This window comes from Amycolatopsis sp. NPDC021455 (assembly GCF_040640995.1).
In the GTDB taxonomy this organism is placed as follows: domain Bacteria; phylum Actinomycetota; class Actinomycetes; order Mycobacteriales; family Pseudonocardiaceae; genus Amycolatopsis.
The window spans coordinates 1-23,577 of record NZ_JBFACT010000074.1 but is presented as its reverse complement, the minus strand read 5'-3'; the positions used below and the strand labels follow the sequence as shown (position 1 = coordinate 23,577).

Genomic DNA, 23,577 nt, shown 5'->3' with positions numbered 1-23,577 from the left:
CTCACTCGCCCCTCCCGTCGCCGGCCGTGACCCTGAGGTAGCGGGCGATGCCGAAGCGGCACCAGGCTTGGGCGTAGGCGGGGGAGACCTGGGTGAAGGCCTCGGCCGCGTCGATGATCCGGGGCTCCGTCACCACGTACGTGACCCCGCCCGACCGAAGAGTCGCCGTCCCTGCGGCGAGGACGTTGCGCAGCCAGTCGACCTCGGTGCCGTACGGCAGGGGCACGACGAACCCGCCGGGCACGCGGCCGGCCACCACGGGTGTCGTGTAGGTGCGGCCCGACTTGCGCCCGACGTGCTCGAGTGCCGACGCGTACCAGTGCTTGCGGCCGGCCAGCAGGAGCATGGCGGGGTTGAGGACGTGCTTGTTGAACAAGCGCACGCGGTCTTTCACCGAGCGACGCGGGCTTGTCCCGGACATTCGGTCCTTTGTGGACATTGTCGTCCTCCTTGCCCGTCAGGTGGTGTCAAGCTGGTGGTGGTACTTGGGCGGTGCCTGGAGGGGCTCCAGGACATGTCCCAGGTGGCGCCGCGGCGTCGGCGGCAGGGGTTCGGACCCGGGTGGTGCCCATCCGACCCGCAGCAAGACCGGGGGATGCGCCTCGCAGCTGCCCCACGGACCGGTGAGGGGACAGGACGCGAGCCCGAGCGCCGTCGCGGACAGCAGCACCGCGCTGGTCGCCTCGCCCGCGCGCAACAGCGCCATCCGGTCGTCGTTCGCCGTGGCCAGTACGAGCACTTCGCCGCCTGCTTCGAGAGCCGGCGGCCGGGTGAGGACGGTCCCCGGCTGACGATCCGGGACCGGCCCGCGGACAGCACCGGTCACCACGTGCAGCCGGGCGTCTTCGCGGGCCGCCGCGCGAGCCAGTGCGTCCAGGTGGTCGCGGGGCACCGGCCACGCCGCGGGCGGGCGCCGGTCGGTGCGACGGCGGGGGATGGCCGCCGCCAGCGCGGTCATCTCCTCCGTCGGCCGCCCGGCGGGGTGCGGGGTCACCACGGCCAGGTGCGCGGGATCGTCCGGGTCCGGCAGCCGCCGTACGTCGGTGCCCCAGCCCAGCGCGGCGAAGGCCACCCGGACGTGGTGCAGGGCCGCGCCGCAGCCGAGCAGCATGTCCCGTTCTCCGGGGCCGGGCTCCGGCAGCGGGCGGTCCTGGTCGGCGAAGAGGTGCAGGGTGCTGTACCCGATCCGCCAGCACCACGGCTGGGTGTTGCGGGCGGACGGGGCACGCAGTGCGAGAGCCACCGCGGCCTCCACGGTGGCCGTGTCCGGGATTCGTCGGTCCATCGGTTCGCCTCCGATCCCACCGTGGCACCGGGCCGCGGGGCGCCGGGAGAGCCGGAGGGCCTCGCATCGGGGGACTTCGGGTCACCATCACCACGGTCGCCTTTGGTCCTCTCGGCAGAGGACTTCCGGACCTGGGAGAGCACGTGTGTGATGAACACGATCGGGGGCATGGAGATCCGGATCAACACCAGCAAGAACGTCCACGGCGGCGAAGATCTGGCCCAGCGGCTCGAAGGCGAGTTCGCCACAGCACTGGCGCGGTTCGCCGGGGAGATCGGCATCCTGCAGGTCCACCTCAGTGGCGACCCGAACCTCGGCGGCCGGCACCGGCGGTGTGTGCTCGAAGCACGTCCTGCCGGGCACGCACCCGTTGTCGTCACGAACGAAGCGGGTTCGGTGCTCGAGGCGTGCCAGGGCGCCGCGCACAAGCTGGAAAGCGCGCTCGAGAGCAAGTACGGCCGGACTCGCCACCACAAGGGCGGGGAGACCATCCGGCGGCCAGAGGTGAGCCGCTAGCTCTTGCGCCGTCCCGGTCGCGAGCGAGCGTAGCGGGGACTGTGGAACACGGTCGCTGCGATCAGGATGCCGAACACGAACCCGAAGTCGTACCAGTGCCCGTCGTTGCGGACCTCGTAGACGCCCACGTGGTCGTTGAACAGGGAGACCAGGAAGGTGATCGGGCAGATGAAGCCGTGCCACAGCCCGAGCCAGAAGCCGGGCCGGGCAGCGGTCTCGGCGAACGTGTTCGCGGCCGGGGCGCAGGCGGCCAGGACCAGGCCCAGCGCGACGGCCAGGACGGCGGACGCCCCGCGACGGCGGTTCACGGCAGGCCCGATTCGGTCGCATCGTCCGCGTCCGGCCGCAGGGCGATCCGCCGCCCGTCGATCCGGTCGAGGCTGATCCGCAGCAGCCGGTCCCGCGGCGGCGGAGCCCATGAACGCAGGCCGGGGCCGAACTGGGCCGCGACGGTCTCGACGTCGGTGACCAGGCCGGCCACGCCGGTGACGATCACGCTCCAGCCGGTGTGGTCGCCGGCGTCGTAGGCGTCGGCTTCGAAGGTGACCGCCTGGCCGGCGATCCGGTCGGCCCAGGAGTTCCGGCCGCAGCGCAGCCAGACGGCGTCGCCAGTGACGGTGAAGTTGACCGGCCGGATCACCGGCCGCCCGTCGCGGACGAAGGCGACCCGGCCGAGCGGGACCGAGGCGAGCAGCGCGCGGCAACGGTCGTGGCTCAACGCGCGGATCTGCGAGGTGCTCATGGGCGGCGTCCTGGGCTGGCGGGATCGAGCGGACCAGCGAATCCTGAGTCCGGTAGCGGCCGTGGGCGCAGGGGATGAGGTCACCGGGCCGCGGGACCGAAGTCCATCGACCGGGGATCAGCAGATCCGGGGCAGCTGCTCGCCGATCAGCATGTCGACCACCCGGGTCGAGCCGACGAGGGTGCGGGCGACGACGCGGGCCGGGCCGCCGGCTGGCCCGACTGTGCCGATCACCCGTGCCTCGCGGCCGGCCGGGTCCGCGCGCATCGCCGCCAGGACGGCGTCGACGACCGCCGGGGCGACGAACGCGACCAGGCAGCCTTCGTTGGCCACGTGCAGGGGATCGAGGCCGAGCAGCTCGCACGCCGAAGCCACCGCGGTCGGCACCGGGAGTTCGTGCTCGTCGATTTCCACTGTCACGTCGGAGGCGTCGGCGAGTTCGTTCAGCGCCGAGGCGAGGCCGCCCCTTGTCGGGTCGCGCAGGGCGTGGACCTCGTGGCCGCCCGCGTCGATCATCGCCGCGACGAGCCGGTGCAGCGGGCGGCTGTCCGAACTGATGTCCGACTCGAAGCCGAGGCCTTCGCGGACGCTGAGGATCGCGGTGCCGTGCGCGCCGATCGGCCCGGACAGCAGGACCACGTCGCCGGGCCGGCCGCCCGCCGCCGTGGGCGTCGCGAGCGGCAGCCGCCTGCCGATGCCGGTGGTCGTGAGGTAGCAGCCGTCGGCCGCGCCGCGGCCGACCACCTTCGTGTCGCCGGTGACGACGCGAACGCCGCAGGCACGCGCCGCGGCGGCCACCGAGGCCGTGATCTCGCGCAGCTCGGCGAGCGGCAGGCCTTCCTCGAGCACGTACGCGAGCGTCAGCGCGACCGGCCGGGCGCCGCGCATCGCGAGGTCGTTCACCGTGCCGTACACCGCCAGCGAGCCGATGTCGCCGCCGGGGAAGAAGCGGGGCGTGACCACGAACCCGTCCGTGCTGACGACCAGGTCAGCGCCGACCAGCGCGGCATCCTCGAGCGGGCCGGGCTCACCCAGCTCGCCGGCGATCACGGTGGTGATCAGGTCGGCCATCAGCCGGCCACCGGATCCGTGGCCGAGCAGGACGCGTTCGGTTTCGGTGCCGGGCAGCGGACAGGTGAGCCGGTCGGGGTCGATGGTGGTCATCGTGCCTCCACAGTGGACTTCCGGCGGCCCGCGTGGTGGAACGCCGCGCACGTGCCTTCGGTGGACACCATCGGCGCGCCGAGCGGGGTGAGTGGTGTGCAGCGGGTGCCGTAGGCGGGGCAGTCGGTGGGGATCGCGGTGCCGCGCAGGATCCGTCCGGCGATGCAGTCCGGGTGCTCGACGGCGGGCGTCCCGGTGGCGGGGAAGCGGGCTTCGGCATCGAAAGCGGCGAATTCGGGGGTCAACGCCAGCCCGCTCGCCGGGATCGGGCCGATGCCGCGCCAGGTCCGCTCGCCGACCCGGAAAACCCGCCGTACGGCGTGCTGCGCTTCGGCGTTGCCCTCGCGCCGGACGGCTCGTACGTACTGGTTTTCCACCGCCGCGCGCCCCGACTCGAGCTGCTGCACCGCCATGACGATCCCTTCGAGCAGGTCCAGCGGTTCGAACCCGGTGACCACGATGGGTACTTGGTAGCGCTGTGCGATCGGTTCGTACTCGGTCCAGCCCATCACCGCGCACACGTGCCCGGCGGCGAGGAAGGCCTGTACCTGGTTGTCGGGGGCGTCCAGGATCGCCGTGATCGCGGGCGGCACCAGGACGTGGCTCACCAGCACGGAGAAGTTCCGCAGGCCGGTGGCGGCCGCGTGCAGCACGGCCATGGCGTTGGCGGGCGCGGTGGTTTCGAACCCGACGGCGAAGAAGACCACCTGCCGGTCCGGGTGTTCGCGGGCGATCCGGACGGCGTCGAGCGGGGTGTAGACGACGCGGACGTCGCCGCCGCGGGCCTTCACCCCGAGCAGGTCTCCCGCGGTGCCGGGCACGCGCAACATGTCGCCGTAACTCGTGAAGATCACCTCGGGGCGGGCCGCGATGGCGACCGCGGCGTCGATCGTCGCGAGTGGGGTGACGCAGACCGGGCAGCCGGGTCCGTGGATCATCCGGATGCCGGCCGGCAGCAGCTCGTCGATGCCTTGGCGGACGAGCGTGTGCGTCTGGCCGCCGCAGACCTCCATGATCGCCCACGGCCGGGTGGCGGTCGCCCGCAGCTCGGCCAGCAGCCGGCGGGCCAGGACGGGGTCGCGGTACTCGTCGAGGTATTTCACGACGCGAACTCCGGGCCCAGCTCACCCGCGAGCGCGTCGGGGATAGCGCGGAGCACGGCGAGTGTCCGCGTGGCTTCAGCCTCGTCGACCTGGCTGATCGCGAAGCCGACGTGCACGATCACGTAGTCGCCCACCTCGGCTTCGGGGGTGTAGGCGAGGCAGACCGGCCGTCGGACGCCGTCGAAGTCGACGGTGCCCATCCGCAGGTCCGCGTTGCCGGTCTGGGCGACGATCCGGCCGGGCACGCCGAGGCACACCGGGCTCACCTCCCGTTCATCCGGGCGCAGGCGATCGCCGCCTGGCCGTAGCTGATGCCACCGTCGTTCATCGGGACGTGTTCACCCACGAGCGGCCGCAGGCCCGCGGCGGTGAGCCTGTCGACCACGCCCGCGGTGAGCAAGCTGTTCTGGAAGACTCCGCCGCCGAGGCAGACGACGTCGGTCTCCGCGGCGTCGGCGGCCTTCGCGGCGAGCGCGACGACGACCTCGGCGATCGTGCGGTGGAACCGCGCGGCCACTTCCCCGGCCGGTGCGTCCGCCGCCGACTGCAGTACGTCGCGGAGGGTGGGGACCGGGTCGTACACCCACAGGTCGTCCCGCTTGTGCAATTCCCACTCCAGGGCTCTCTGCGCGGAGTGGCCCGCTGCCGCCGCTTCCAGGCGGATGGCGGCTTCGCCTTCGTAGCTGTTGTCGTCGCAAAGGCCGAGCAGGGCGCTGACGGCGTCGAAGAGCCGTCCGGCGCTGGAGGCCCGCGGGCAGTTGAGATCGCGCGCGATCATCGCGCGGACGACCGCGAGTTCTTGACTGTCCACTCGGGACAGCAGAGGACCGGCGAGGTACTCGGGCACCGGGTCGCCGAACGATTCGGCGCCGTAGAGGTACCCCAGCGCCATGCGGGCCGGGCGGCGAACCGCGGCCGCACCGCCCGGCAGCGGGGCGGTGGCGAACCGGGCGAACCGCCGGAAGTCCCGGTAGCCGGCGAGCAGCACTTCGCCACCCCAGAACGTTCCGTCGCCGCCGAGCCCCAGCCCGTCGAGCGCCACCCCGACGAACGGCGTCGAGACGCCGTGTTCCGCGGCGGTGGCGGCGACGTGGGCGTGGTGGTGCTGCACGGCGATCCGGTGTGCGGCGGGCCACCGCCGGGCGTACTGCGTGGACAGGTAGCCCGGGTGCAGATCGTGCGCGCACCACGCAGGCTCGGCGTCGAGCCAGCGGGCCAGGTCCGCAGCGGTGCGTTCGAAGGCGGCGAGCGTCCGGGCGTCCTCCAGGTCGCCGGTGTGCGGGCCGAGGTGGGCCAGCCCGTCGCGGGCGAGCGCGCAGGTGTGCTTGAGCTGCGCGCCGAGGGCCAGCAGCGGTTCCGGGGCGGCGAACGGCAGTGGCAACGGCGCCGGCGCGTACCCGCGGGCCCGCCGGATCGTCGTGGTCCGGCCGTGCCGGGTCCGCACGACGGAGTCGTCGGAGCGGGACCAGATCGGCCGGTCGTGGCCGAGGACGCCGTCGGTCACCGGCCCGAGGGTGGCGAGTGCCTCCGCGTCGTCGACGACCATCGGGCCGCCCGCGCGGTTGCCGCTCGTGACGACCAGGGGACGGCGGAGTTCGGCCATCAGCAGGTGGTGCAGCGGGGTGGTCGGGAGGAACACGCCGATCTCGGCGAGGCCGGGCGCGATGCCCTCGGCCAGCGGTGCGCCGGGGCGCCGGGGGAGCAGGACGATCGGCGCCGCGGCCGAAGTGAGCACGTCGGCGGCGTGATCGTCCACTGCGGACAGACGGCGGACGTCGCCGAGGCTGCGGGCCAGCACGGCGAGTGGCTTCGCGGGCCGGTCCTTGACACGCCGGAGCCGGCGTACGGCGGACTCGTCGGCGGCGTCGCAGACCAGCTGGTAGCCACCGAGCCCCTTGACGGCCACGATTCCGCCTCCGGCGAGGACGGCGCAGGCGGCGGTGAGGGCGTCCCCGGCCCGCACGTCCGGCGTCCAGCTCAGCTGGGGACCGCACGTGGGGCAGGCGATGGGCTCGGCGTGGAACCGCCGGTCCGCCGGGTTCCGGTACTCGGCCGAGCACGCCGCGCACAGCGGGAAAGTGCGCATCGCGGTCCTGGTCCGGTCGTAGGGCAGCCGCCCGAGGATGGTCGCGCGCGGCCCGCACGCGGTGCAGGTGAGGAACGGGTAGCGGTAGCGGCGGTCGGCCGGGTCGAACAGCTCGCGGACGCACTCGGGACAGATCGCCAGGTCCGGCGGCACCTCACCCCCGCGGCCCTCGACGCTGGCCGCGACGCGGAAGCCGGGGCCGAGCGCCACCCGGTCGGCGAGCGTGGTGACGTCGATGCCGGTGACCCGGGCCTGCGGGGGTGCGGCGGCGGTGAGCCCGGCGACGAAGTCGGCCACCCGGTCGCCGGCCGCGCGGATCACGACGTGGCCGCCGGCGTTGCGCACGTCCCCGCCCACGCCCAGCTCGGTGGCCAGGCGGTGGACGAACGGCCGGAACCCGACACCCTGCACGGTCCCGCGCACGTCGATCCGCACCCGGTCCCCGCCCGGTGTCTCCGCCATGCCGCCTCCTTCCCGGGCCACCACGGTTCCCGCCGGGGCGGCCCGGCCGACAGGGCACGAAGTACCCGTGGCGGTGACATTCGGCCCTAGGCCGGTTCGCGGCGTCGCCGGTTCAGTGGTGCCGGGAGGTCCGGATGACGAGCGACGGCACGGTGACGATCGACCTCGCGGGACTCGGCGGGCTGGTGGACGCGCTGATCCGCGACGGCTACCGGGTGATCGGGCCAACCGTGCGCGACGACGCGATCGTGCTCGCCGAGCTGGACTCCGCGGCGCAGCTCCCGACGGGGTGGGGTGTCACGACAAGCCCTGGGCACTACCGGCTCCGGCGGCGCGGCGACGCGGCCGTGTTCGGGCATTCGGCCGGTCCGCAGTCGTGGAAGCGCTACCTGCACCCACCGCGCCGCAAGCTCTTCGAAGCCACTCCCGACGGCGAGTTCACCGCCGAGCCGCCCGACGACACGCGGTACGCCTTCCTCGGAGTGCGCGGGTGCGACCTCGCCGCGATCGCCGTCCTCGACCGGGTGCTCGGCGGCGGCGCGCACCCCGACGGCTCGTACCGGCGCCGCCGTGCCGAGCTGTTCATCATCGCCGCCAACTGCACCGAACCGGGCGACGTGTGCTTCTGCGCGTCGATGGGCACCGGTCCCGCCGCCGGACCCGGGTACGACCTGGGGGCTCACCGAGCGGATCGACTCCGGCGGGCACCGGTTCGTCGTCGACGTCGGCACCCCGGCCGGTGAGCGGCTCCTGCGTGAGGTCACCACTCGCCCGGCACCGGACGCCGAAGTCCGCGCGGCCCGGGAAGCCGTCGCCGCCGCGGCGGATCGGATGGGCCGGGCGATGCCGGCCGCGGACCTGCCGTCGGTGATCCGGGAAAGCCGGAAGTCCCCGCTGTGGGAGGAGGTCGCGAGCCGCTGCCTCACCTGCGCCAACTGCACCATGGTGTGCCCGACGTGCTTCTGCACGACCACCGAGGACGTCACCGACCTGTCGGGCGAGCACGCCGAACGCCACCAGCGCTGGGCGTCCTGCTTCGAACTGGACTTCTCGTACGTGCACGGCGGCAGTGTCCGGACCTCCGGGGCGAGCCGTTACCGCCAGTGGTTCAGCCACAAGCTCGGCACGTGGCACGAGCAGTTCGGGACGTCCGGCTGCGTCGGCTGCGGCCGGTGCATCGCCTGGTGCCCGGCGGGGATCGACATCACCGAGGAAGCGGCGAAGCTGGCCGGGGGCTGCTCGTGACGGCCGAACCGATGGTCCCGGTGCCGTACCGGGTCGCCGGACGGGTCGTGGAGACCGCCGACTCGGTCACCGTCCGGCTGGAGCCGGTCGACGAACCCGTGCCCGAAGCACGCCTCGGGCAGTTCATGATGCTGTACGCCCCAGGGATCGGCGAGGTGGCGATCTCGGTCAGCGGCCCCGGGCCGATGCACACCATCCGGGCCGTCGGCGCGGTCAGCCGGGCGCTGCACGACCTCGCCCCGGGCCGGGTGGTCGGCGTGCGCGGCCCGTACGGCACCAGCTGGGACGTCGAGGACGCGGCTGGGCACGACGTCGTGATCGTCGCCGGCGGTGCCGGGTTGTGCCCACTGCGGCCGGTGCTCACGGCGGTGCTCGACGATCGGGCGCGGTACCGCCGGCTGGTCGTCGTGGCCGGTGCCCGGACCCCGGCGGAGTTCCTGTTCCCGCACGAACTGGACGCCTGGGCGCGGCGGCACGACGTCGAGGTGCTGCGGACGGTCGACCGACCGGCCGACGGCTGGACCGGCCCGGTGGGCTTCGTGACGGAACCGCTGTCGGCGCTGGACCTGGACCCGGCGCAGACTCGCGCGTTCCTCTGCGGTCCGGAGCCGATGATGCGCGCGTGCGCGGAAATCCTGCTGGCGAAGGAAGTCCCCGCCGCGGCGATCCGGGTCTCCCTGGAACGCGCGATGAAGTGCGGCATCGGCCTGTGCGGCCACTGCCAGCTCGGGCCGCTGCTGGTCTGCCGGGACGGCCCGGTCGTCGACTACACCGTCGCCGGCCCGCTGCTCGCCGTGAAGGAGCTGTGATGACGACGCCGACGCTGGCCGTCTGGAAGTTCGCCTCCTGCGACGGCTGCCAGCTGACCCTGCTCGACTGCGAAGACGAGCTGCTGGAACTGGCCGGAAAGGTGCGGATGGCGCACTTCCTCGAAGCCTCCAGCACCGTGGTCCCCGGTCCCTACGACGTGTCGCTCGTCGAAGGATCGATCACCACCCCGGCGGACCTGCGCCGCATCCAGGAGGTCCGGGCGGCCTCGAAGGTGCTCGTCACGATCGGGGCGTGCGCGACGGCGGGTGGCGTCCAGGCACTGCGGAACTTCGCCGACGTCCGGGAGTTCGCCTCGATCGTGTACGCGAATCCGCAGTACATCGACACGCTGGCGACGTCGACACCGGTGGCCGCGCACGTCCCGGTGGACTACGAACTGCACGGCTGCCCGATCGACCGCGGCCAGCTGCTCGGCACGATCGCCGCGCTGCTCGCCGGGCGCGCGCCGGACCTGCCGGACACCAGCGTCTGCACCGACTGCAAGCGCCGCGGGCTGACCTGCCTGCTGGTCGCCGGGGACACGCCCTGCCTCGGACCGGTCACCCGGGCCGGCTGCGGAGCCCTGTGCCCGGGTGTGCACCGCGGCTGTTTCGGCTGCTTCGGGCCGATGGCGAAACCCAACACCCCGGTGCTGATCCCGTTGCTCCGTTCGCGCGGGATGAGCGACGACGACGTCGATCGCGTCTTCAGCACCTTCACCGTCACGGAAACGCGCCGGGAGGAACCGTGAGCCACCGCAGCCGGCAGCTGAAGGTCAGCTCGCTGGCCCGGGTCGAAGGCGAAGGCGCGCTGCGCGTACGGATCGCCGACGGGCGGGTCGAGGCGGCCGAGCTGAACATCTACGAGCCGCCGCGGTTCTTCGAGGCGTTCCTGCGCGGCCGGGCGCACACCGAACCACCGGACATCACCGCCCGGATCTGCGGCATCTGCCCGGTGGCCTACCAGACGAGCGCGTGCAACGCGATCGAAGACGCCTGCGGGGTCACCCTCGACCCAGGGATCGCCGACGCGCGCCGGCTGCTCTACTGCGGCGAATGGATCTCCAGCCACGCCCTGCACATCTACCTGCTGCACGCCCCGGACTTCCTCGGCCACCCGGACGCGATCAGCCTCGCCACCCGGCACCGCGACGTCGTCGAGCGCGGCCTGGCCCTGAAGAAGGCCGGGAACACGCTGCTGGAGACCATCGGCGGCCGGGCGATCCACCCGGTCAACGTCCGGGTCGGCGGGTTCTACTCGCTGCCTGCCCGCGCGGACCTGCGGCCACTAGCCGAAACGCTGCGACGGGCGCTCGACGACGCCATCGCGACCGTGCGGTGGACCGCGGGCTTCGAGTTCCCCGACCTCGAACTCGACCACGATCTGATGGCCGCGTACGAGCCGGGCCGTTACGCCATCGCGGACGGCAGCCTTCGTACCGCATTGGGCCTCGCGTTCGGACCGCGCGAGTTCCCCGAGCACGTCGTCGAAACGCAGGTCCCGCACTCCACGGCGCTGCACGCGTCGCTCGACGGCCATCGGTACCTGACCGGACCGCTCGCGCGCTATACGCTCAACTCGGCACAGCTGTCGGAGACTGCTCGGCAAACCGCGGCGGAAGCCGGACTGGGTCCGGCGTGCCGGAACCCGTTCCGCAGCATCCTGGTCCGCGGGGTCGAGATCGTGTACGCGATCGAGGAAGCGTTGCGGATCATCGACGCGTGGGAACGGCCGCCGCGTGCCTTCGTCGAGGTGCCGCCACGCGCCGGAACCGGCCACGGGATCAGCGAGGCACCGCGCGGCACGTTGTACCACCGCTACGAACTCGACGCCGACGGCCTGATCCGCGCGGCCACGATCGTTCCGCCGACTTCGCAGAACCAGGCCGCCATCGAAGCGGACCTGCGACGTGTGGTCGAGGACCATCTCGACCTGGAAGACGCCGAGCTGACCACACTGGCCGAGCGCACGATCCGCAACTACGACCCCTGCATCTCCTGCGCCGCCCACTTCCTGGACATCACCTGGGAGGGCCGGTGACCCGGGCGGTCGTCATCGGCGTGGGCAACGAGTACCGCCGCGACGACGGCGTCGCCGTGGCGGTGCTGGCCGCGTTGGACGCGGACCCGATTCCCGGCGTCCGCACCGTGTTGTGCGACGGGGAACCGGCGGCCCTGCTCGATGCTTGGTCCGATGTGGACACAGCCGTGGTCGTCGACGCCGTGCTGTGCGAGCCCGCCACGCCTGGTCGTGTGTGGACGTCCACTGTGGATGGATGGCCGCCGCGGGCGGTGCCGTCCAGCTCGCACGCACTCGGCATCCCGGACGCGGTCCGGCTCGGTGCCGCGCTCGGCCGGGTGCCCGGTCAGCTGGTGGTGTACGCCGTCGAGGCAGCCGAACTCGGCCTCGGAACCGGCCTCACCCCGGCGGTGCGGGCCGCGGTCCCCGAAGTGGTCCACGCGATCCGGCGCGAACTCGGCTGAGTGGCGAAACGTTCTTCGGACGGCGCGATCTCGTGTCGTTGTTCCGGTTCACCGGCCATGTCTCCCGGCCCGACGGCCGTCGAGGCGCCGAGACGGATGGCGTTGGTCCCCGGGGCAGGGGACTTCCGGCCGCATCGGCGGGCCGCGGCACGCGGTCGGCTGGGGACTCAGGCTCCTGTCACGGGGGCCGGACGGCACGGCAGCCGGCGGGTACTTCGGTTCGCGGTGCCGGCGCCGCCGTGCTGGAGCACGCACCCAGGGAATCGAGGTGTCCGGAGATGGCACGAAGATCGAGTTCCACGGCAGCGGTGTTGTCGGCCATCGCGCTCTGCCTCGCCGCGTCGGCGGGGCCCGCGTTCGCAGGGGAAACAGCACCGGCAACGGCGGTGGCACCCCCGGGCACGGAGGCGGTGACCCCCGTCGGCCCGGCTCCGGCCTCTCCCGCGAAGACCGTGCCGGCGTCGTCGAAATCCGCACCGGTTCCGCCGGAAACCACAACGACGGTGTCCCGGCCTCCCCGGACCGGACCGTCGAGTTCCGGGGCGAGCACACCGGCGACGGCGGTGCCGCGGCCCGCCGTACCTGATCTGCCGGACCTGCGGCTGTCGGTGTGGTTCGACGCACCCTCGTACCTGTCCACGCAGCTGATCACCGTGCACGCCAGGGTCACCAACGTGGGCACGGCGACGGCGAGCCACGTGGTCGTGAGTTCCACCGGCAACCTGTCGATCACCTGGTGGACGCCGCTCTACGGGGCCGGCGTGCCGATCGAGCCGGGGCAGTCCGCGGTCGGGAACGCCGACGGGTATGTCACCACCACGTCCGGGCCGGTGACCCTCACCGTGACGGCAGCCCTGCTCGGCGGCGAACAGGATGCGCATCCGGCGGACAACGTCGTCACCGCTTCCGTCCCGGTCACCCATCTCAGCGGTAGTTACCGTGGAACGGTCTACGGCGACCGCAACGGCAACGGCGCGATGGATCCCGGCGAGGCGCTGGCGGGGATCGGGGTGTACACCTCGGGTGGCACGCCGAACGTCGGCCGTACCACGACCACCGACTCCCGAGGGCGGTTCGTCTTCCGGGACCTGCCAGCCGGTTCGTACTGGACCATCTTCGACAACGCCGCCGATTGGTACCTGGCGGGTCCGGGTGTCGTGATCGACGGGGTCAACGATCCCGACGTCGTCGTCCGCGGCACACCGTCCGCCACCAAATGGCTGTCCGCCTCGATGGCGTTCACGCGGAAGTCGTACCGGAAGAACGACATCGCGCGCCTGACCGTGACGCTGGCCAACCACGGGGCCTGGGTGATCAAGAACGTGACCGCGAACTGCTGGGCCACCGGTTCGGGCGAGCTGAATCCCGGCGATCTGGCCGCCGGCGGACCGGGAGTCACCGTCCCCGCCGGCGCCGAGCGCGTCCACGTCATGACGATCCGGATCACCGACGAGGCGGCCGCCGTGGGCTACCTGCGCGTCACGTGTGCCGTTGGGGTGCCGCCCCACATCGACGGGCCCCCGGCCGTGAGCGCGACGGCGAGGATCCCCGGCGGCATGGCCCCGCGGGTCGACGGCCACCTGGGCCGGTTCGTGCGGAAGCCCCAGCTCGGCCTGCCCGAAAGCACCCCCTTGCCTGGAGTCAAGGTCTACCTGCGGGACCAGGTCAGCCGAGCGGTCGTCACCCGCGCGGTGACCGACGGCAATGGCGATTTCACGTTCCGGAACGTGCCGGCCGGCCTGTACGACTTCGGGATCGTGGGACCGTGGGCGATGGTGTACTCCGACCCGGAGTTCGTCGTCCGTGACGGGGAGAACGGACCTGGCGACAATCCCTATCGCCACTACTACGTCGTCGTCCCCGGCCCGTACCAGCCCGACCCGGATCCGGCGCCGCCGCCCGGCGTGCACCCGGCTCCCGCGCCCGGCCCGGCGCCGGCGGCCCCGCGCCCGCCCGGCTTGGCCACGACCGGCGTGGGGGTCACGTGGCTCGCCCTGGGCGGCTTCCTCGCGACGACGACCGGCGCCGCACTCGTGCTCGGCGCGCATCGGCGGCGATTGCGGTAGTGCCGCTCCGGACCGCGGCGCTCGCCGGCTTCGCCGAGGCCGAGCCCGGCCGGCTCTCCGGGCAGCTACGCCACGGCGAACGTCACCGGGCTCGAACCCCGGTGGGAGAGCCGCCTCGCCGGGTCGCGTGTGGACGTCCACTATGGATAGTGGGTGTGCCCCGGCCGGGTGGTTTCCGGCCGCGGCCGTTCAGGCCGGGCCGGGCTCACCGGCGAGCAGCTCACCGGCGCCCTGCCGGCGGGTGACGACCGCGCGGGCGACGTCGGTAAGCCGCAGGCCGTGGCGGCGGGCGTGGTCGCGCAGGAGGGTGAACGCGGTGGCCAGGTCGACGCCCAGCCGCTCCGAGACGAACCCCTTGGCCTGCTCCAGCACGACCCGGCTGGTGATCGCGGCCTGCAGCTCCTCGACGAGCACTTCGGGCCGGCGGAGGGCGGTGGCCTGCAGGATGCCGATGGTGGCGACGTCCACGAGAGCCTTCGCGGTCCGCGTCCACCTGGCGTCGGGCTCCCCGGCCGTGGCCCGGAACAGGCTCAGGACTCCGATGCTCTCGTCGCGCAGCCGCATCGGGACGGCGAAGGCCGCGGTGACTCCGGCTGTCGCGGCGGCGGAGGCGAGCCGGGGCCACCGGTCGGCCGCCTGGCGCAGGTCCGGCCACACCACCTGCGAGCCGGTCCGCCAGGCGTCGTAGCCGGGCCCCTGGCCGGTCTGGAGGTGGAAGAGCTCGACCACCTCGGGCGTTTCGTCGGCACTCGCGACCACCTGGAGGCCGGAGTGGGCGTGGGCGAGCAGCACCCCGGCGGCGTCGGCTTCGAGCAGCGACGCCCCGCGGCCGGCCAGCAGGTGGAGGAAGTCGATCAGGTCGAAGTCGTCGGTGAGCGCGTCGGCCAGCTCGACGAGAGCGTCGATCAGCGCGTCCTCACGCATCGACTTCCCCTTCCCATTTCGTCAGCGTACAACGGCATGGCCGACCCGCTCTCAGCCCGCATCGCCGTTCCGGTCGAAGCGGATCCGCCGCGCCACGACGTCGGCGGCCAGCTCGGCCAGGCGGCGCCCGTCGGCGAAGGCGCGCGCCCGCAGCCGGGCGAAGGCGTCGTCCGGGTCGATGTCGAGCTGAGCCGCGACGATGCCGGTGGCCTGGTGCACGGCCGCGCCGGCCAGGGGAAACCCTTCGTCCGCGGCGGCGCCGGCTTGCCGGCCGGCCTGCTCGGTGAGCAGGAGGGCGAGCAGCAGGTCGGCGAACAGCATTGCTTCGCTCAGCCGTTCGGTCGACGGCAATCCGGGCTCGGCGTGGTAGAGCGCCAGGACCCCGGCCCGGACCACCCCGACGGTCAGGGGGAACACCAGGCACGCCCGCACTCCCGCTTCCACCGCGAGCGGGGCGAAGACCGGCCAGTGCCGGTAACCGCGGGGAGCGTCGAGATCCGGGACGAACAGCGAGGATGCCAGATCGATCGACTCCAGGACCGGGCCCTCGCCGACGGTGACCTCGATTTCGACTGCACGATCGCCCAGTGCGCCACTCGCGTGCCGCAGGGTCGCGCTCCCAGGCCGGTTCGACACGACGAGGCAGGCCGCGGTCACCGCGAGCCGTTCCACGGCGACATCGCAGACGAAATCCACCGACAGCGACAGTTCCCGTGTCGCGGCCAGCTCGGCGAGCGTCTTCCACAGGCGTCCCAGCGCCGAGTCCTCGTCCCAATCGTGGACAGCGGGCAAGGTGTCGGCCCTTTCCGGGGACGGCGGGGCGCGTCCCGAGCGGAACGCCGCACGATTCTAGCCAAGCTGCACCGGTGGATCGGCACCCTGCGGGTCCAGGATCCTGGCGGGGGCGAGGGTGCGCCGCACGACCTCCCGGGCGACGTCGTGCAGGGGCTCGCTGTGCCGGCGGCTGTAGTCGCGCAGAAGGATGAAGACCTCGTCGACCGGGAGATCACCCGCCTGGGCCAGGACGCCCTTGGCTTGCTCGATCACGATCCGGCTGTCCAACGCCCGCTGGAGCTGCCGGGCGAGGGTCTCGCCACGCCGGATGGCGCGGTCCCGGAGCACACCGAGGGTGGCCGCTTCGGCGAGGGCCCAGGCGAGTTCGAGGTCCGGCCCGGGCGGCTGTCCGTCGCCGAAGAGGATCACCGAACCGATGTCCTGCTTCCGGCGCAGGGGAAGCGCGGTGACCGCCTCGAATCCGGCGGCGACGGCTTCGGTGGCGAAGCCGGGCCACCGATCAGCAGCCTTCGTGAGGTCGTCCGCGCGGACGGGATCACCCGTCCGGTGGACATCCAGGGCCGGGCCACGCCCGAGATCGAGCTGCCGCTGCGCCAGCCGCCGCGACCAGGCGTCCGACGCGGCCGCCACCCGCAGCTCACCGTCCGGGTCCGCCAGGACGACCGCGGCCGCCAGGACACCGAGGAGCTCGACGCAGTAGCGGGCGAGCAGGTGGAGCAGCACCGCCGGCTCGCGGTCGTCGGCCAGGTCGAGGACCGCACGCAGCCGCCGCAGCTCTCCGTCGGTGCCGGCGCGGGGTTGACCGGTCATGCTCACTCTCCCCGGATCGCGGTGGACACGGCTGTCCGGCGTTGCCGGGGCCCGGAAACGGCCGGGTATCGTCGCCCGTCAGGCGTCACGCGCCCTCACTGCGACGTTCGGGCCCGGACGAGGCACACAGGTCCGCGGCGTGCGGCGGATGGAGTCCCGCTTCGGGGGCGCATGACGGCCGGGGAGGAATCGGCTGCCCGCCGGGCAGCGCCGTGCGCGGCCGCGGCCGGGTGGCGTTCCAGGCCAGGGCGGCTTCCAGCTGGGTAGCGGAGAGGCCCGCCCGCTCGGCGACCTGGACCAGCGTCGCCCGGCGCGCTGCCGGGCGGGTGCTCGCTTCGCGGAGCAGCGAGAACCACCATTCGTCGTCCCGCCAGGCTCGCTGCGCTTCTGCCACGATCGCCGCCATGTGCTCGTCGCTGCAGGCGGCGACCAGCCGTTGTCCGCGTCCGGCGATGTCGTCCAGATCGGCTGCGGACGAGTTCGGCACGAGGGCCAGCTGCACCGTGCGGACCGGGACCGGACGGCCGCAGTGGCCACACTTGTTCATCCGGCGGCGGGAACCGGCGCTCCCGGGCTCAGGCTGCGACAAGGACATCACCGGCTCCTTCTTGACCGGGCGCGTCGCAGATGTCAGATCGCCGGGGGCTGGGGCACACGGCATCTGCCTGGTTTTCGGCACGCCGACAGCAGGTGCCGACCTCGCCGAGAAGGCCAGAGTAGTCCCTGCGCGTGGTCCTGAGCCAGGGGACGGGCGAGTGATGATTTTTCGCGGCCGGAGCATTGCCGGTTACTCGGCCGCGTGCAGGAACCGCTGAGGGTCGCCGGCGGCACGAGCGCCGCTTCGCAGCCATCGTGCGAAACCCCGGGGGTCCCGGCGTTCCAGATCGTCGAGGTAGCCCCGCCGGGCTTCGACCACGGCGTGCCACAGCCGGTCGTCGCCGGCGCGTTGCAGCTCGAGGTAGCTGCGCCGCCAGGCCAGGCACAGGTCGTCCAGCGCCGGCTGCGCGGTGGCGACCGGGGCCGGAGCCGGGATGCTTCGCCCGGGCGCCGCGCGCGTGACCCGCTCGCGCCGGCGGACCGGCCGGCCGGTGTCGCCGAGCAGGGGGTCCAGGGCGAGCAGCAGGCACACCGCACCCGCGCCGGTCGCCGCCACCGCGTCGGCCACGAGCAGCCCGCCGAGCGCCGTTCCCAGCGCGGCGGCGGCCACCAGCGCGGTGGTCCGCGCGCGCAACGGCGGCCGGACCAGCCGGCGCAGCCGCGGCAGCCGGGCGGCCCAGGGAATGCTCGCCGCCGCTGCCGCGACGGCGAGCGTGAACACGACGGGCAGCACCATCCCGCCGAGCAGGCACAGCCCGGCTGTGCCGGCACACAGCCCGGACCACGTCGTGCGAGTGGACATCGCGGCCACCTCGGCTTCCGGTGGTGGGATGATCTACTGTCGCCCGACGGGCGGGGACCGGACAGGAGGACTTCGGCCCCGGCCGCGAGGCCTTTCGTCCCTCCGCCGCTGGAACCGCGTTCGCCGCGAACGATCCGCTGCGGAGACTCCGGGCTTCGCGGCAGGCTGGCTCAGGCGGGCAGCGTCAGCCCGCGATCGCGGATCCGGTCCCAGGCCGGCAGGGGAACGGTGGCCGTGACGAGCAGTTCGTCGACGCTCGAGTAGCCGGATTCCGTCCGGGCGCGGACGATCTCCCCGGCCGCCGGGAGAGGGATGTCACAGCACCGCGCGATGGCTTCGGCCGGCGCGCTGTTCAGGTCGACGAGGCCACCGTCGTCGTAGCTGCGGGCGAGGTCGGGTCGTCCGATCCGGAGCTCCCGGGCCAGCAGCGGATCGGTCTCGGCGATTCGGCGTGCGGTGCTCCGCCGGTCCCGGGCGGCGAGGGCGGAGGCGATCGCGGGCTCGGGCACCTGGTCCCGGCCGCGGGCGACCCGGCGCCGCAGCACCCATTGGTGTGCGCAGGCGACCGGGATCAGCAGCAGCCAGCCCATTCCCGCGATCACCGGCAGGACGTCCCCGGCGGTTCCGACGGGGTTGCCCTGCGCGTCGACCGGTGCGGCGGCGCACACGAGGAGCGCCACCATCACGGCGCCGTAGGCGGCGGCGACCCATCGCAGGCGGGTGCTGCCGAGCACCACGGCCGCGTGGAGGAACGGTGCCCAGGCCGCTAGGCCGGCGGTCAAGACGGTCAGTGGCAGGTACCACCAGCCGGCGGGCCAGGTGCGGCCCCGTGCCGCTCGTGGTGATCGGGTGTCCGTCATGGCAGCCTCCTGCTGCAGGCTTCCTGCTCAGGCTGCCCTGCAGCGCGGTGCACGGGATAGGGGCGGAGGTCACCCGCGGGGGGCACGAGGTCCCCACTGGTCACCGGGCCGTCGTGCGGCCACGGTATCCCGTGGCAGGCATCGGGCGCTCTGCCGTCAGGGCTTCAGCTTCGCGTAGGCGATGATGTTGTCCCGGTAGCTGTGGACCGTCCGGTCGAAACTGCCGCCACAGGTGATCAGCCGGAGCTGAGGATCCGGCGTATCGCCGTAGACCGCATCGGACGGGAACTCGTCCTTGTCGACTTTGTCCACATGCGACACCACGAAGGTGAGTGTGGTGCCGTCCTTGCGGGCCACCAGGACCTGGTCGCCCGGCACGAGTTCGCGCAACCGGTAGAAGATCCCCTTCTGCCGGTTGCCGTCGACGTGGCCGACGATCACCGCGGGGCCGGTTTCGCCCGGCGTGGGCCCCAGCGAGTACCAGCCGGCCTGCATCGGCCGGCTGACCGGCGGCACTTCGAGCGTGCCGTCCGGGTTGAGGCCCAGCGGGACGAGGGTCGACTTCGCGCCGATTCTCGGGATCTCCACCGACACCGGGTCCGAGCGCGGCGGAACGGGTGCGGTCGTGGTGGACGGCGCGGTACTGGTGGACAGCGTGGGCGGAGGGGCGGAAACCGGTTCACGGTGCCGTCCGGAGGTCAGCACCAGGGTCAGGCCCGTCAGCACCGCGAAGACCACGGTCGCCAGGAGCAGCGCCCCCCGGCGACCGTGCGTCCAGTGCGCACCGGTCATGCGTCAGGACCGCCGGGCGCCGTGCCGCCACCTCCGGTCTCCACCCCGCCCTTGGGGATCGGCCGGGCGGGGGTCTTGCCGGTGGTCTTGGTCGTCGAGGTCGTGGGCTTGGTGGGCTTCGTGGTCGTGGTCGTGCCGGTGGTGCTTGTCGGCTTGGTCGGGGACGTGGTGGTCGTCGACGTGGTCGAGGTCGTCGGCTGCGCGATCCGGGCGTAGCCGGCGCGCGGCGCTTCGACGGCCGAGACCGGGCCCGCCGAAACCAGGAAGCCCGCGAGCGCGACACCGGCGGCCGTGGCGACCGTCAATTTCACCGGGAATCCCTTCATGGTGACCTTCCTTCCTGTGGCGTTCTTTCCGGCACCGCAGAATCCCGCCGGTGGCTGTTTCCCGAAAGGGAAGAAAGTCCTCGGCCTGTCGTCGGAGAGTCACTGCCGGGCGAATCTGGACCCGGACGGCGGCGCGTGGCATCGTGGCCGGATCACGGGCACCGCGGAGGTGGGCGATGGCGGCCGGCGACATCCCGGAGGACGCCGAACCGGAACGCCGCTCCGGCGCCCCGGAGGTGGTCCGGCTCGGCGACGGCCGGGCGGTTTCGGTCGATCTGCTGACCCCGGCGGACGCCGCCGAGCTGGGATCGGCGATCGAACACGCCGACCCCGAGACGCTGTACCGCCGTTTCTGCGGGCCACCACCGCGGGTCACCCCGAAGCTGCTCCGGCGGCTCACCGAGCTGGACTACGAACGCCGTTACGCCCTCGTCGCGCGCGCCCCGGACGGGCACGGGGTCGCCGTCGCGCGCTATGAGGCCACCACCGAACCAGGGGTGGCGGACGTCGCCGTCGTCGTGGACCCGGCCTGGCGGCGCGCTGGGCTGGCCACCGCCCTCGTCCGGATGCTCGCCGAAGCCGCGGTGGCGCACGGGTTCACGACGTTCACCGCCACTTACCTGGCCGACAACGTCCCGGTCGCCGAGCTGCTCGACGAAGCCGGGGGGGCAACGCGTGATCGCCCACGGAATCGCCGAAGCCGTCGTCGCGCTGGCCCCGTGACAGTCCCGATGACCCGGCGGTGAAAACCGCCGGCCGTCGCCGAGCCCGGTCAGGAGACGTCGGGCGAGAGGCGGTGGCCGGGGACGAGGACTTCCCTGCCGTCGGTGAGCCGGACCCATACCGAGCCCGGCCGCAGGTCAGGCTTCTTCGCGATCACGACCCCGCGGGCGTCGCGGTACCGGCCGCCGGTCACGTGCACGCTCGTGCCGTCGGGAAAGGCTTCCTCGCCAAGCGGACCGTCGGGGACCGGGAGCCCATCGCTCGCCATCGGAAAGCCTCCACGCGTGCACGAAAACCGTCCGACGACCGGTCGCGCGGAGGACCATCGACCCACCGCACGAGGACCGACGACTCTACGTACCCCGCGGCTTCTCCGGCGAAACTGCCCGCATGCGGACGTACGAGATCCAGGTCGGGAACCGGAACGAGCAGCCGACCGCGGTGGCCGAGGCGGTCTTGGACGTGGCCGAACTCGGGTCCTGGCTGAGCCGGCAGTACGGGGCGATCGCCGGTGTCCTCGCCGCTCACGGCGCGGCACCGGCCGGTCCGCCGTTCGCGCGGTACCGCCCGGAACCCGGCGGCCGGTTCCAGGTCGAGGCGGGGTTCCCGGTCGCCATCCCGATCGAGTCCGTCGACGGCGTCCGGCCGTCGGTCCTGCCCGCGGGCCCGGTCGTGGAAACCGTCCACATGGGGCCGTACGACACGATGGAACCCGCCTACAGCGCGCTCGCTTCCTGGGTGCACGAGCACGACGGCGAACTCGCCGGTGCGGCGTGGGAGGTCTACCTGACGGCTCCGGAGGCCCAGCCCGATCCCGGGACTTGGCGCACCCAAGTCGTCCAGCCGTACCGGATCCACTGAGCCGTCGTCCGCGACCGGCGCCGCGGAGGCTCGCCGGGTGGGGAACAGATTCCGGGGGACGACGTGAAAACCGAGCACTGTGACGATCGGCGCGTGCTGCCGCCGGACACCGATCTCGTCCGGCTCGCGGTGAGCGGCGATCAGGCGGCGGGCAGGACCCTGTTCCGCCTGCTGCGGCCGACCGTGCTCGGCTACTGCCGCCACCGGCTCCGCGAGACCCTGGCGGCCGAGGCGGAGGACTGCGCCCAGGACGTCATGGTCGCCGTGCTCACGGCGTTGCCGGGGTACGGGTACGGGCCCGAGAAGTTCCTCGCGTGGGTCTTCGGCATCGCTGCGCACAAGGTCGCGGACCGCCTCCGTGCCCGGAGCGGCAGCCGGGAACGCCTCGTGCCGTCGGCTGAGGCGCTGGGGGTCCGCACGGCCCGGCTCGCCCCGGCCGCGAGTGACGAATACGCCCGGCTGGAGCAGGACCGGCGGGTGGGCCGGCTGCTGCGACGGCTTCCCGAAACGCACCGCGAGGTGCTCGCCCTGCGGCTGGCGTTCGGCTACTCCGCCGAAGAGACGGCGCAGCTGCTGGAAATGCCCAGCGCCGGCGCGGTCCGCGTGACACAGCACCGCGCGCTGCGGCGGGTCCGGCGGCTGGCCCGGGGCACTTCGTGAGCCCGTCGGGCGCCGCAGGCCGCCTGATCCCCGTCAGCCGCGGGGCCCCTCCGGCGCCGGTGCGCTGCTGAACTGGCCCTGCCAGGTGGCCTGGGCACCGGAGTCGCCGATGCGGTAGATGTCGAAGACCGCCGCGCCGGCGGCCGCGATGGACAGTACCGACACCACCACCGTGACGGCCGTCGAGGCCGGGGCCAGGAAGGTGCGGCCCGGCCGCCCGGTTTCCCGGCGGCGCCACCACACCAGCAGCGCCAGCACGGCCACCGGGATCGCCACCCAGATCGCCGTGTCACCGAGCTCGGTGTGAGTGTGTACCAGCGGGGTCGGCGCGACCCGCCGTTCGAGCCATTCGCCCGCCTCGGTGGTGATCGGGACAAGGATCACGACGACGATCGACAGGATCGCGTTCGGACCGGCGAGCTTGGCGCGTGCGGCCGGCCACAGGGCGCTGAGGACCAGGAGCAGGACGGAAAGCGGGAGCAGCACGACGATCGCGTGCACGAGCAGGATGTGGGCGGGCAGGCCGTTGACGGTGGTCATGGTGTCCTTTGTGGAGGGATGCGGGGGCCGGGGCGTGGACTTTCTCACGGAGCGCGGGCGAGCGCGGCGACCTGGTAGCCGGGGGCGCGGGCGGTCACCCACTCCGCGACGTCGTCCCCGCTGCGGGCGAAGGCGGCCGTGGCGAACACGTCGGCCCACAGGAGCGTCGGCCCGGTGACCATGACGGCCTGTAGCCCGCGGGGGTGGGTGCCGGTGTGCGGGTCGACGATGTGGGCGCCGCGGGCGGCGGTTCCGGACGTGGCGACGCCGCCGGTGCGCACGTCGAGGATGGCCAGGAAGGCCGTCGGATCCGCGGGGTCTTCGGCGGCGACGCGCCACGGCGGGGCGGTCGTGACGCCGACCCGGGCGGCGATGTCGCCGCCGACGTTGAGGTAGTGGTCGAACCCGCGCAGGCCGGCCAGGTGCGTGGTGGCGTGTTCGGTAGCCCAGCCTTTCACCAGGCCGGACGGGTCGAAGCCACCCGGCAGCCACGCGTCGAAGTAGCCGTCCGTACGGTCCCGCGCCTCGTCGCACAAAGCCAGGACTTCGGTGAGCCACGGGTGCCGGTCGTCGCGGGGGAGTTCGCCGCGGCGGAAGGCGCTGACCTGGCTGTCGGGCCGGTAGGTGCTGAACAACTCGTCGGCGGCCCGCAGGTGCCCGAACACCGCCGCCACGGCCGGTTCGACGGCGGGGTCGACGTCGACGCGCCGGCCGCGCAGGTGCAGGCTGGCCTGGGTGCCCATGACGGCCCGCGTCCAGGACCGCCGGGGTGCGGTCGTCACCGATGGGCCTGGTCGATCGCCGACTGGAGAGACTGCTGGTAGCCCTCGGAGGTGTAGGTGGCGCCGCTGACCGTGTCGATCCGCGCGCTCTGGGCCTGCAGCGTCTCCTGGTTCAGCGCCGGCACCGCGGTGGAGTTGATGCG

31 protein-coding genes are annotated in these 23,577 nt (G+C 73.2%); 11 read left to right on the top strand and 20 right to left on the bottom strand.

Annotated elements, in window-relative coordinates; all coding sequences use genetic code 11:
- Position 1: 1 nt before the first annotated feature.
- On the bottom strand, positions 2–394 hold the full coding sequence (locus AB0G28_RS42155) for a nitroreductase family deazaflavin-dependent oxidoreductase (protein ID WP_361103112.1): 393 nt from the start codon (positions 392–394) through the stop codon (positions 2–4).
- Positions 395–457: 63 nt separating this feature from the next.
- Positions 458–1,285, bottom strand: coding sequence for an NAD(P)H nitroreductase (locus tag AB0G28_RS42150; RefSeq protein ID WP_361103110.1), 828 nt, complete (start codon positions 1,283–1,285; stop codon positions 458–460).
- Positions 1,286–1,435: 150 nt separating this feature from the next.
- Between AB0G28_RS42150 and AB0G28_RS42145 the strand changes: the two genes are divergently transcribed.
- Positions 1,436–1,801, top strand: a complete 366-nt coding sequence (locus AB0G28_RS42145) for an HPF/RaiA family ribosome-associated protein (RefSeq protein ID WP_361103108.1) — start codon at positions 1,436–1,438, stop codon at positions 1,799–1,801.
- On the opposite strand, the gene AB0G28_RS42140 is transcribed toward AB0G28_RS42145, so the two are convergent.
- The 6 genes from AB0G28_RS42140 to hypF all read right to left on the bottom strand — a co-directional run bounded on the left by AB0G28_RS42140 (position 1,798) and on the right by hypF (position 7,358).
- A complete protein-coding gene (locus AB0G28_RS42140; protein WP_361103106.1) occupies positions 1,798–2,109 on the bottom strand; it encodes a hypothetical protein in 312 nt (103 codons plus the stop codon). The genes AB0G28_RS42145 and AB0G28_RS42140 overlap by 4 nt on opposite strands.
- Positions 2,106–2,543, bottom strand: coding sequence for a pyridoxamine 5'-phosphate oxidase family protein (locus AB0G28_RS42135; protein WP_361103104.1), 438 nt, complete (start codon positions 2,541–2,543; stop codon positions 2,106–2,108). Before AB0G28_RS42135 ends, AB0G28_RS42140 begins: the two co-directional genes overlap by 4 nt.
- A 117-nt stretch (positions 2,544–2,660) precedes the next feature.
- Complete coding sequence (hypE, locus tag AB0G28_RS42130) at positions 2,661–3,707, bottom strand: hydrogenase expression/formation protein HypE (protein WP_361103102.1); 1,047 nt, start codon at positions 3,705–3,707, stop codon at positions 2,661–2,663.
- The gene (gene hypD / locus AB0G28_RS42125; RefSeq protein ID WP_361103100.1) at positions 3,704–4,810 is read right to left on the bottom strand and encodes a hydrogenase formation protein HypD; all 1,107 of its coding nucleotides are present in this window, start codon (positions 4,808–4,810) and stop codon (positions 3,704–3,706) included. The genes hypE and hypD overlap by 4 nt, the downstream gene beginning before the upstream one ends.
- Positions 4,807–5,076 carry a HypC/HybG/HupF family hydrogenase formation chaperone gene (locus tag AB0G28_RS42120; RefSeq protein WP_361103098.1) on the bottom strand — a complete coding sequence of 90 codons (270 nt, stop codon included), beginning with the start codon at positions 5,074–5,076 and terminating at the stop codon, positions 4,807–4,809. The genes hypD and AB0G28_RS42120 overlap by 4 nt, the downstream gene beginning before the upstream one ends.
- Positions 5,073–7,358, bottom strand: coding sequence for a carbamoyltransferase HypF (hypF, locus tag AB0G28_RS42115; protein WP_361103096.1), 2,286 nt, complete (start codon positions 7,356–7,358; stop codon positions 5,073–5,075). Before hypF ends, AB0G28_RS42120 begins: the two co-directional genes overlap by 4 nt.
- 134 nt (positions 7,359–7,492) lie before the next feature.
- On the opposite strand from hypF, the gene AB0G28_RS42110 reads away from it, so the two are divergent.
- The 7 genes from AB0G28_RS42110 to AB0G28_RS42080 all read left to right on the top strand — a co-directional run bounded on the left by AB0G28_RS42110 (position 7,493) and on the right by AB0G28_RS42080 (position 13,962).
- On the top strand, positions 7,493–8,101 hold the full coding sequence (locus tag AB0G28_RS42110) for a hypothetical protein (protein ID WP_361103094.1): 609 nt from the start codon (positions 7,493–7,495) through the stop codon (positions 8,099–8,101).
- Between the two features lie 100 nt (positions 8,102–8,201).
- A complete protein-coding gene (locus tag AB0G28_RS42105) occupies positions 8,202–8,603 on the top strand; it encodes a 4Fe-4S dicluster domain-containing protein (protein WP_361103092.1) in 402 nt (133 codons plus the stop codon).
- Positions 8,600–9,412, top strand: a complete 813-nt coding sequence (locus AB0G28_RS42100) for an FAD/NAD(P)-binding protein (protein ID WP_361103090.1) — start codon at positions 8,600–8,602, stop codon at positions 9,410–9,412. Before AB0G28_RS42105 ends, AB0G28_RS42100 begins: the two co-directional genes overlap by 4 nt.
- Complete coding sequence (locus AB0G28_RS42095; RefSeq protein WP_361103088.1) at positions 9,412–10,164, top strand: oxidoreductase; 753 nt, start codon at positions 9,412–9,414, stop codon at positions 10,162–10,164. Before AB0G28_RS42100 ends, AB0G28_RS42095 begins: the two co-directional genes overlap by 1 nt.
- Positions 10,161–11,453 carry a Ni/Fe hydrogenase subunit alpha gene (locus AB0G28_RS42090; RefSeq protein WP_361103086.1) on the top strand — a complete coding sequence of 431 codons (1,293 nt, stop codon included), beginning with the start codon at positions 10,161–10,163 and terminating at the stop codon, positions 11,451–11,453. Before AB0G28_RS42095 ends, AB0G28_RS42090 begins: the two co-directional genes overlap by 4 nt.
- Positions 11,450–11,896 (top strand): hydrogenase maturation protease, encoded by a 447-nt coding sequence (locus tag AB0G28_RS42085; RefSeq protein WP_361103084.1) that lies wholly within the window; start codon positions 11,450–11,452, stop codon positions 11,894–11,896. Before AB0G28_RS42090 ends, AB0G28_RS42085 begins: the two co-directional genes overlap by 4 nt.
- Before the next feature lie 503 nt (positions 11,897–12,399).
- Entirely contained in the window at positions 12,400–13,962 is a 1,563-nt protein-coding gene (locus AB0G28_RS42080) for an SdrD B-like domain-containing protein (RefSeq protein ID WP_361103082.1), read from the top strand.
- Between the two features lie 189 nt (positions 13,963–14,151).
- Here AB0G28_RS42080 and AB0G28_RS42075 read toward each other — a convergent pair whose 3' ends face one another.
- The 8 genes from AB0G28_RS42075 to AB0G28_RS42040 form a co-directional block, all read right to left on the bottom strand.
- The gene (locus tag AB0G28_RS42075; RefSeq protein WP_361103080.1) at positions 14,152–14,886 is read right to left on the bottom strand and encodes a GAF and ANTAR domain-containing protein; all 735 of its coding nucleotides are present in this window, start codon (positions 14,884–14,886) and stop codon (positions 14,152–14,154) included.
- Between the two features lie 51 nt (positions 14,887–14,937).
- Positions 14,938–15,678 (bottom strand): GAF and ANTAR domain-containing protein, encoded by a 741-nt coding sequence (locus tag AB0G28_RS42070; protein ID WP_361103078.1) that lies wholly within the window; start codon positions 15,676–15,678, stop codon positions 14,938–14,940.
- A 57-nt stretch (positions 15,679–15,735) separates the two neighbouring features.
- Positions 15,736–16,491 carry a GAF and ANTAR domain-containing protein gene (locus AB0G28_RS42065; protein WP_361103076.1) on the bottom strand — a complete coding sequence of 252 codons (756 nt, stop codon included), beginning with the start codon at positions 16,489–16,491 and terminating at the stop codon, positions 15,736–15,738.
- Between the two features lie 85 nt (positions 16,492–16,576).
- A complete protein-coding gene (locus AB0G28_RS42060) occupies positions 16,577–17,086 on the bottom strand; it encodes a hypothetical protein (RefSeq protein ID WP_361103074.1) in 510 nt (169 codons plus the stop codon).
- 192 nt (positions 17,087–17,278) lie between these two features.
- Entirely contained in the window at positions 17,279–17,890 is a 612-nt protein-coding gene (locus tag AB0G28_RS42055) for a hypothetical protein (protein WP_361103072.1), read from the bottom strand.
- Between the two features lie 170 nt (positions 17,891–18,060).
- Positions 18,061–18,750: a hypothetical protein gene (locus AB0G28_RS42050; RefSeq protein WP_361103070.1), complete on the bottom strand. Its 690-nt coding sequence runs from the start codon at positions 18,748–18,750 to the stop codon at positions 18,061–18,063.
- A 156-nt stretch (positions 18,751–18,906) separates the two neighbouring features.
- Positions 18,907–19,542 carry a class F sortase gene (locus tag AB0G28_RS42045; protein WP_361103068.1) on the bottom strand — a complete coding sequence of 212 codons (636 nt, stop codon included), beginning with the start codon at positions 19,540–19,542 and terminating at the stop codon, positions 18,907–18,909.
- Positions 19,539–19,853 carry a hypothetical protein gene (locus AB0G28_RS42040; RefSeq protein WP_361103066.1) on the bottom strand — a complete coding sequence of 105 codons (315 nt, stop codon included), beginning with the start codon at positions 19,851–19,853 and terminating at the stop codon, positions 19,539–19,541. The genes AB0G28_RS42045 and AB0G28_RS42040 overlap by 4 nt, the downstream gene beginning before the upstream one ends.
- A 191-nt stretch (positions 19,854–20,044) precedes the next feature.
- Between AB0G28_RS42040 and AB0G28_RS42035 the strand changes: the two genes are divergently transcribed.
- Entirely contained in the window at positions 20,045–20,614 is a 570-nt protein-coding gene (locus AB0G28_RS42035; protein WP_361103064.1) for a GNAT family N-acetyltransferase, read from the top strand.
- Between the two features lie 26 nt (positions 20,615–20,640).
- On the opposite strand, the gene AB0G28_RS42030 is transcribed toward AB0G28_RS42035, so the two are convergent.
- Complete coding sequence (locus tag AB0G28_RS42030; protein ID WP_361103062.1) at positions 20,641–20,859, bottom strand: hypothetical protein; 219 nt, start codon at positions 20,857–20,859, stop codon at positions 20,641–20,643.
- A 122-nt stretch (positions 20,860–20,981) separates the two neighbouring features.
- Here AB0G28_RS42030 and AB0G28_RS42025 point away from each other — a divergent pair, with 122 nt between their 5' ends.
- Positions 20,982–21,452, top strand: coding sequence for a GyrI-like domain-containing protein (locus tag AB0G28_RS42025; protein WP_361103060.1), 471 nt, complete (start codon positions 20,982–20,984; stop codon positions 21,450–21,452).
- 93 nt (positions 21,453–21,545) lie between these two features.
- On the top strand, positions 21,546–22,112 hold the full coding sequence (locus AB0G28_RS42020; RefSeq protein ID WP_361103058.1) for a sigma-70 family RNA polymerase sigma factor: 567 nt from the start codon (positions 21,546–21,548) through the stop codon (positions 22,110–22,112).
- Positions 22,113–22,145: 33 nt separating this feature from the next.
- Here the strand turns inward: AB0G28_RS42020 and AB0G28_RS42015 are convergent, their stop codons facing one another.
- The 3 genes from AB0G28_RS42015 to AB0G28_RS42005 form a co-directional block, all read right to left on the bottom strand.
- The gene (locus AB0G28_RS42015) at positions 22,146–22,652 is read right to left on the bottom strand and encodes a DUF2231 domain-containing protein (RefSeq protein WP_361103056.1); all 507 of its coding nucleotides are present in this window, start codon (positions 22,650–22,652) and stop codon (positions 22,146–22,148) included.
- Positions 22,653–22,696: 44 nt separating this feature from the next.
- On the bottom strand, positions 22,697–23,434 hold the full coding sequence (locus tag AB0G28_RS42010) for an FAD:protein FMN transferase (RefSeq protein ID WP_361103054.1): 738 nt from the start codon (positions 23,432–23,434) through the stop codon (positions 22,697–22,699).
- On the bottom strand, positions 23,431–23,577 hold a 147-nt coding region (locus tag AB0G28_RS42005; protein WP_361103158.1), incomplete at its 5' end, for an FMN-binding protein. The genes AB0G28_RS42005 and AB0G28_RS42010, both read right to left, overlap by 4 nt.